The 7,559-nt window shown below is 51.4% G+C and carries 6 protein-coding genes and 3 pseudogenes; all 9 read right to left on the bottom strand.

Annotated features, from left to right (window positions below; translation table 11 throughout):
- Window positions 1-216: 216 nt before the first annotated feature.
- Window positions 217-1,068, bottom strand: a complete 852-nt coding sequence (locus DIE08_RS35000; protein ID WP_185715948.1) for an OB-fold protein — start codon at window positions 1,066-1,068, stop codon at window positions 217-219.
- A gap of 62 nt (window positions 1,069-1,130) precedes the next feature.
- Window positions 1,131-2,012, bottom strand: a complete 882-nt coding sequence (locus tag DIE08_RS34995; RefSeq protein ID WP_124906418.1) for an OB-fold protein — start codon at window positions 2,010-2,012, stop codon at window positions 1,131-1,133.
- A 429-nt stretch (window positions 2,013-2,441) separates the two neighbouring features.
- Window positions 2,442-2,573, bottom strand: a pseudogene (locus tag DIE08_RS34990) (IS5/IS1182 family transposase); the annotation flags it as partial.
- A gap of 683 nt (window positions 2,574-3,256) precedes the next feature.
- Window positions 3,257-3,443 (bottom strand): annotated as a pseudogene (locus DIE08_RS36490) (RHS repeat-associated core domain-containing protein); the annotation flags it as partial.
- The gene (locus DIE08_RS34980) at window positions 3,409-3,777 is read right to left on the bottom strand and encodes a hypothetical protein (RefSeq protein WP_124906416.1); all 369 of its coding nucleotides are present in this window, start codon (window positions 3,775-3,777) and stop codon (window positions 3,409-3,411) included. The pseudogene DIE08_RS36490 and the gene DIE08_RS34980, both read right to left, overlap by 35 nt.
- Before the next feature lie 495 nt (window positions 3,778-4,272).
- Window positions 4,273-4,863: a hypothetical protein gene (locus DIE08_RS34975; RefSeq protein ID WP_124906414.1), complete on the bottom strand. Its 591-nt coding sequence runs from the start codon at window positions 4,861-4,863 to the stop codon at window positions 4,273-4,275.
- Between the two features lie 107 nt (window positions 4,864-4,970).
- On the bottom strand, window positions 4,971-5,339 hold the full coding sequence (locus tag DIE08_RS34970) for a hypothetical protein (RefSeq protein ID WP_124906412.1): 369 nt from the start codon (window positions 5,337-5,339) through the stop codon (window positions 4,971-4,973).
- A gap of 786 nt (window positions 5,340-6,125) precedes the next feature.
- Window positions 6,126-6,660: pseudogene (locus tag DIE08_RS34965) on the bottom strand (IS5 family transposase); the annotation flags it as partial.
- A gap of 326 nt (window positions 6,661-6,986) precedes the next feature.
- On the bottom strand, window positions 6,987-7,559 hold a 573-nt coding region (locus DIE08_RS34960), incomplete at its 5' end, for an RHS repeat-associated core domain-containing protein (protein ID WP_148096099.1).

The following is a 7,559-nucleotide window of genomic DNA, read 5'->3' as shown; positions in this document are numbered from 1 at the left end:
GATCAGATTCACCGGGACGACGGCTACTTGCTTTGCTCGAGGTAATGCGGCGTTGCTGTTCGTGCTATCCATCGCGGATGACTAGGAATGTGAAATTGGAATAGATGGGCCGCAATCCGATGCGGCTTCTTGTGATGGGAGCGCTGCGTCCGGGACCAAGCCTTGTTCAGGGGGCAAGGGCGCCCCTCTGTCGCGCCCGGTGCCTCTTGACGCTCGCTAAGGCGTCAGTTGTACGGGGGCCAGCACGCTGAGATCGAGTCCACTCGCCTCGAATCGCTGCACGACTTCTCTTAAAAGGCCGTCATTGCTGGTCAGGGAACCGATCGCCATCGCAGCTTCCCGACATTTCTCGAGGCTTTCAGCACAACGGTGATCAGCAGGCATCCTGCTGGCCCGCGCCGCGATATTGATTGCCAATATGGCGATCATGATGTTCGGGACATATTTGCCTTGATAGAAATCGGCAAACCAAGCATCCAGGCGCTCCCATTCGCGCCGGCCAACGTCGCCCGCATTCTCACAATCGTCAAAGCTAACGGCACGGGAAGTTCCGCCCGCACCGGTGCAGACGAGGGAAACCTTGCTTCCTGCATACCAGGTAGCCACCCGCGACGCCTGGTTACCATGGGCTATCGCCCGAACTTGGGTCGCACCCGTGTCGGCATACACGAGCACCGTACGATCAGGGTCGTCTGGCCATACCGCCTCAACAATGCCGGACACAAGTACGCGTCTGCTCAGGAACCGGTGATCGGCCTTCTCATCATCTTTGCTTTGGTAAACGCGCGCGATGTCCTGTGCTGTCGCAACGTCGATATTCAAGACCTGTGCGGCATAGCTCTGTTGTCCCGCCGCGAATGCGCCCACGTCATCCTGTCGGCCGATCGTTAGGAGAGCCGTTTCAACCTCACCAGGAACATAGCTGCCAGCGATACCCGACCCTGGAACAAGCACCGCGACAAGTAGGGTGCAGAGTCGCAAACGCGCACCGACACGTCGCGCCGAACGATGGACTTGATCGCTTCGAGAAGCATTAATCACCTCGCCCCGGTAATCGTCCACGTTCACGACTTCCAGTGCTCCCCGCCTCCATACAGGCGAGAACCGTGTCCTTTGCATCCTCCAGCGCGTCATCGCACGGACTCCTCGAGGGGCTTGACCTTGGCCAGTTCGCGCTTGTGTAGTTTCTCGAAATCCCGGAGGTCGAGACCAGCATCCTGGAACCGCCTGATCACGCCCGCCAGAAGTTGTGGATCTTCATCAAACGATCGAACCGCTGCGAAAGCAGCGTCGCATTTTTCTTTGTCATCTGGGCAGCCACTATCAAGCGGCAAAACCTGCGCGTACAGCGCAATGTTGATTGCCAGCGTAGGAATGGTGATGTTCGCAGCGCGCTCGCCCGCATAGAAATCGGACAGGTAAGTCCGCAACTTTGTCCAAACCATCTTTCCCAGGTCGCCCCCGAACGTGCAGTTCACGAAGTGGACACCGCCCTTCACTGCTTTCGAAAGTAAGCACCCCAAGGTGACCTTGCCCCCGTCCTCTAAGAGGCGAGCACGGGCGGCGGCGATCGGCTCCAATTGGGCATGAATTTGAAACCCATTTGCCGCGTCGAACATCACCATCAGCGAACCACTTTCGTCTTCACGACGCGATGCAACGACACCAGAAAGCAACGCATATTTCCTTGAAAATTGGCGATTTCCAATAGATCGCCCTTTTCGGTAGGCCCGAGCAATCTCGTCCGCCGTGACCGTAGTCACAGCCACATTCAGTACATTTCCCGCATAGGTCTGTCGACCTTGCAAGAAGTTGTCGATGTCATCGTCCATGATCGACTTGAGCACGATGACTTCCGATTGACTTGGAACGTATCCTGCCGCGACCGACAGACCTGGGACAAATCCTGCAAGAAGAATCGCAATCAGCTTGATCTGGCTCCATCTCCTCAAGTCATTGCAGCGAACGATCGCTAGTAGGCCGCACAAGCTAAGCGATAAGCTACGTGTCATCGATATACCCTCCTAATCCTTCGAGGCCGGAAGCCTCACCACGTCTTGCTTTTAACAAGAGGAAAATTACAGCCTTGCCCCACCCCCCATTGCGTCAAAAAAAAGATACCCAATATCAATGCAGCAGATCCATACATGCACAAAAACATAAAGATTGAAAATGACTTATTTTCAAATAAAAAAACACGGCGATACATCTCAAACATACCCGAAAATTTGTTCATATCAATCCCGCGCCTCCTGCAAAATAGATAAGACGACAAAACGCCACCAACAATTAGGGACGCACATATAAAAAACACTACAACCCGAACAATTCCAATTAATTCACACACAAATATCCCTCAGAATAATGGTACAGACACACTAGGGAAACGCTGATAAATAGACGATCGCGCGAGGTCGTCGGCGGCACTAATGCGGAACTGCGTACGGCTCAATTGCCGATAGCAATCGCGACCACGGCACCAACTTCTCGATCTCGTCAAGGAAACGCTGGCGTTTGGTCACTCGCTTCTTGCCCGTACTTTCCGCTTCTGCAGAGCTGATCTGCCGCTTCATCACTATGGGTCCCGTTCCGTGAGCTTTCTTTTGCAACGTCCTCGGTTATGTCTGCGACGACCGAAGACCCTGATAAATCAGCGTTTCCTTTGTAGCGGAAATGACCAAATAAATCGCTTCAATAGCATTTGCATTCGTAATCTGAAATTGTCTGCCTTGGAGAGTATGGCTTGTCGGGTCGAACCAATTTCCCGAACATATTCCGATTCTCGCAATTCTGAATACATTTATCCAACATATCGGGATACGACTGACTTCCGCCAAACAAGTACGCAGAAACCATACCGATCACAACAACGATCATAAAAGTTAAAAAATATGAAGCCTAGCGCTTGATTTCATACATGACCTTTTTTGTACACACAAATTTCCTCGGATCCTTTCCCTTTACAACAAATGCAGCATCAGAAAATCTATTTTTTTGGCTTACGCGTTTTCCCAGAATTATCAACAAAATGAGAATCGTCCCCATAATAGCCATCCGCACAATACACACTCAGCTCCGGCATTGACCACGGAACATTTACGCCAACCCATTCGCCCGGCAACCGCTCATTTTCAAACGGATAATTTGATATAGTATTCAATACTTCGTCTATTGCGACATTGCGAGGTGCAGTTGGCAATGGTGGCGACGCGTTCGATCGGTAAAGGTGCCCTAAACCGAGAAGCACCGGCCCTCTTTGAAGTCCCAACGGATCAATCCATCCGGTTGGAGCAGGAACGTACTGATAGCCGTTCACCCCCCATCAACCCAATGGGGTCCTTGCTAATGAATCTGCCACTTTGGGGAGCGTAATACCGATGTCGGTTATAGTGCAGACCGGTTTCATGGTCATGGTACTGTCCCTGAAATCGAATCCAGTTGTGCAATTCCGCTCGGCCATCCACTGCGATCAGCAGTCCTTTTATTTTCAGCATAAGCAAGTGCAACCTCGGATGCCGTGACCATGGTGATCTTCAAAACCGTGGCGGCGTAGTTCTCCCGGCCTTCGCCTATGGCCAGAAGGTCATCGTGAATAATCGCCCGCAGCATGCCAGTTTCGATCTCACTGGAAACGCAGCCGCCGGCAACACCCAGCCCAGGAATCAGCGCGGCATCCAAGCGGGCGTAGAACCGCAAACGCACACCGACACGTTGCACCGAACGCTGCGCCTGATTGCATTGAAAGCGCATGAGCATTTCTCCTCCGTATTCATCCATGTGTATTTCTGCCAATGGGCAACTCACATCCATGCCCCGCGCCCCAAATGGTTAGCGCGATGACCGTCAACCCGAGCACGGCCGAGCCGTACATGCACAAACCAGGACCAAGAGAGAAAACGCTCTTTGCTCGAGCGCAAAGACCCGAGGTCCGTCCCGCCCGTCCGTATGCTTGTCGCGCTACCCCATCCCCAAAAGCGAATCAATGACGTTCTTGATCCAAGTCTTGACGTCGCTCCACGTGATCTTGTTTTGTCTAAAAATTTTCCTAATAAAAATGATCGACCACACAACAGTAAAACCAATGGCCACGCATATACTCAAAAATGAAAATGTACTCACCAGAATTAAAGAACCCCAATCTCTTTCAAAATTCCAAGTGAGCCTCCTTTAAATTCACCCATGTTCCGCCTTGCAAAATCCAAGGGCGGCGGCTCATTCTCATCATTAAATTCCATTCCACTAGGGCTCCAGCAATTACGAAAGCCAGCACCTCTACCAAGACCGAGATATTTTCTCGATTTTCGCAAAGCACTCATACGACTCCCCTGGGTATGGCAGGATCGCCTGCATTTTTAAATGTGTTGGATTGCCGGTTTTCGCGACATCGGTTGTGGCCCTATCAAGCGTTCCCACAACAATGGCATCATTGTCCACGATTTTCCCGCCCACCTGACTGTAGTGAATAAAATTCAAAAGCCTATCGCTTTCCGCCTCAGTTTCCGGTTTTTTCGTGTAATAGGCATTTTTCTGCGTCAGCTTCACGAGATCCACCAAGCTTCCTCTGCCTGGCGTGACAGTTTTGAGATTCGCAGAACCCAGAGAAATGGCGAACGCCATGCCATTCCCTCGAAAACCTCGAGCCCCCTCCTCCATCGCAAACACACCTGGCTCTGCAATCCAGGCATACTCCGTTCGCTCTGGCGTTATCTGTATTCGATACCAGTCCCATGCTGCCCGCTCTTTAACGACTGGAAAAAGAGCCATCACAGTGCTCGGCGTTTCAAGGGCCACGCAGCCCACGCCATCCCTCCCGTAGCTCAAGCTCGAAAACAGATATAACGTAATAAATAAAAATTCCCTCATCGCCACACCTCAAGTTTCTAAAATTCGCCTGGCTAGATCAATAGCATAATCGTAATCCGAAGTTGAAGCAGTTGAAAGTCACCATGTCCTCTGAGCATGACATCACATCACCGATATCCTTTTAGGACTTCGCTGGCAGGTCGAGATATTTTCTCGATTTTTGCAAAGCATTCGTACGACTCACCCGAGTACGGCAGGATCGCCTGCATTTTTAAATGCGTTGGATTGCCGGCCTTCGCGGCATCGGTCGTGGCCCTATCAAGCGTTCCCACAACAATGGCATCCTCATCCACGAACTTCCCGCCCACTCGGCTGTAGTACATGAAATTCATTAATCTATCCTTTTCCTCCTCGGTTTCTGGCCTTTTTGTGTAGTAGGCATTTTTCTGCGTCAACTTCACGAGATCATCCAAGCTTCCCGCCCCTGGGGCGACGGCTTCGAGATTCGCAGAACCGAGAGAGATGGCGAATGCCATACCATTTCCACGAAAGACTCGGGATGCCTTACTCGTCAAAAAAACACCCGGCTCAGCAATCCAGGCGTACTCCGTTCGCTCTGGCGTTTTCTGAATTCGATACCATTCCCATATCGACCGTTCTTTAACAACGGGGAAAAGGGCCACCATCGTACTTGGCGTTTCAAGGGCCACGCAGCCCAAACCATCCCTCCCGCAGCTCAAGCTCGAAAACAGAGATAAAGTAATAAACAAAAAAGCTCTCATCGCCGCCCCCTCACATTTCTAAAAATTCGCCCAGCTAGATCAATAGCATCATCGTAATCCGCCGTTGGAGCAGCCGATGGCCCCTGAAGATCGGGAAACATGAAGACGTCGTCACACTGATATCCTTTTGGGATTTTTCTGACAGGCCAATATTCAATTGGAAGATAGTCACTCGGCTCCCGGACATCACGCCCGGCCTCGCGATCCCAGCGCTCGCACGATGACTTCGGCTTACTCCATTTCCTGCAATATGGCGTATAGTCGTAAGGACTTAAAGCATCCCATATCTTCCGATTTGGATTTATCACGTCGTAGACTTTATCCAAAGAATAATCCGGTTTCTGCAACGTATCAGCCGTCTGCACATTCAGCTTCGCCTGACGAGCATCCGCCCTGGCCTTTGTCCTCCGTTGATGTGCAATCCCTGACAGCCCCAATGGATCGACCCATTCGGTCGGGTTGGGGCATATTGATGGACGTTGATCCCCCCGCATATCCGTATACTCAGAAACCGGTGATTGGTCGTGCCATCATCTTTGTCATGCCGAAGTGCCACTCGTTGCCCTTCTTCGTTTGACGCTTGTCCGGATCGCAACGCTTCTCGGCGTTTCTGGTCGACGGCGGCGCTTCGATGATCGTCGCATCGACCAGCGCGCCTTCCCTTCATCATCAGCCCGCATTCGCACAGCGAAATGCCAATCTCGTCGAACAGCTTGCGCATCAGGTCCTGTTCGAGCAGCAGGTGCCGGAACTTCAGCAGCGTGGTCGCATCCGGCACGTCCTCAACCTCCAGATCGATACTTGAGAAGGCACGCATCGCGATGCTGTCGTACAGCGCGTCCTCCAGCCCTTCGTCCGACAGGCTGTACCACTGCTGCAGGAAATAGATTCGAAGCATCCGCTCCAGACCGATCGGCGGGCAGCCGCGCGCTCCCTTCTGGTAGTACGGCTCAATTGCCGACAGCAATCGCAACCACGGTAGTAACTTCTCCATCTCGCCAAGGAAACGCCGGCGTTTGGTCACTCGCTTCTTGCCCGCACTTTCCGCTTCTGCAAAGCTGATCTGCCGCTTCATAATTATGGGTCCCGTTCCGTGAGCTTTCTTTTGCAACGTCCTCGGTTATGTCTGCGACGACCGAAAACCCTGATAAATCGGTGTTTCCTTTGTAGCGGAAATGGCAAAGTAAATCGCTTCAATAGCATTTACATTCGTAATCTGCAATTGTCTGCCTTGGAGAGTATGGCTTGTCGGGTCGAACCAATTTCCCGAACATATTCCGATTCCCGCAATTATTAATACATTTATCCAACATCTCGGGATACGACTGGCTTCCGCCAAACAAGTACGCAGAAACCATACCGATCACAACAACGATCATAAAAGCTGAAAAGATATGAAGCCTAGCGCTTGATTTCATATATGACCTTTTTTGTACACACAAATTTCCTCGGATCCCTTCCTTTTACAACAAACGCAGCATCAGAAAATCTATTTTTTGGCTTACATGTTTTCCCAGAATTATCAACGAAAGGAGAATCGTCCCCATAATAGCCATCCGCACAATACACTCTCAGCTCCGGCATTGACCACGGAACGTTTACGCCAACCCATTCGCCCGGCAACCGCTCATTTTCAAACTGGTAATTTGATATAGTATTTAATACTTCGTCTATTGCGACATTGCGAGGTGCAGTTGGCAATGGTGGCGACGCGTTCGATCGGTAAAGGTGCCCTAAACCGAGAAGCACCGGCCCTCTTTGAAGTCCCAACGGATCAATCCATCCGGTTGGAGCAGGAACGTACTGATAGCCGTTCACCCCCCCCATCAACCCAATGGGGTCCTTGCTAATGAATCTGCCGCTTTGGGGAGCGTAATACCGATGTCGGTTATAGTGCAGACCGGTTTCATGGTCATGGTACTGTCCCTGAAATCGAATCCAGTTGTGCAATTCCGCTCGGCCATCCACTGCGAT

The sequence above is a fragment of the Burkholderia sp. Bp9004 genome (assembly GCF_003858025.1).
GTDB lineage: Bacteria > Pseudomonadota > Gammaproteobacteria > Burkholderiales > Burkholderiaceae > Burkholderia > Burkholderia diffusa.
The sequence above is the reverse complement of the archived record's forward strand: the minus strand, read 5'-3'. Positions and strand labels throughout refer to the sequence as shown.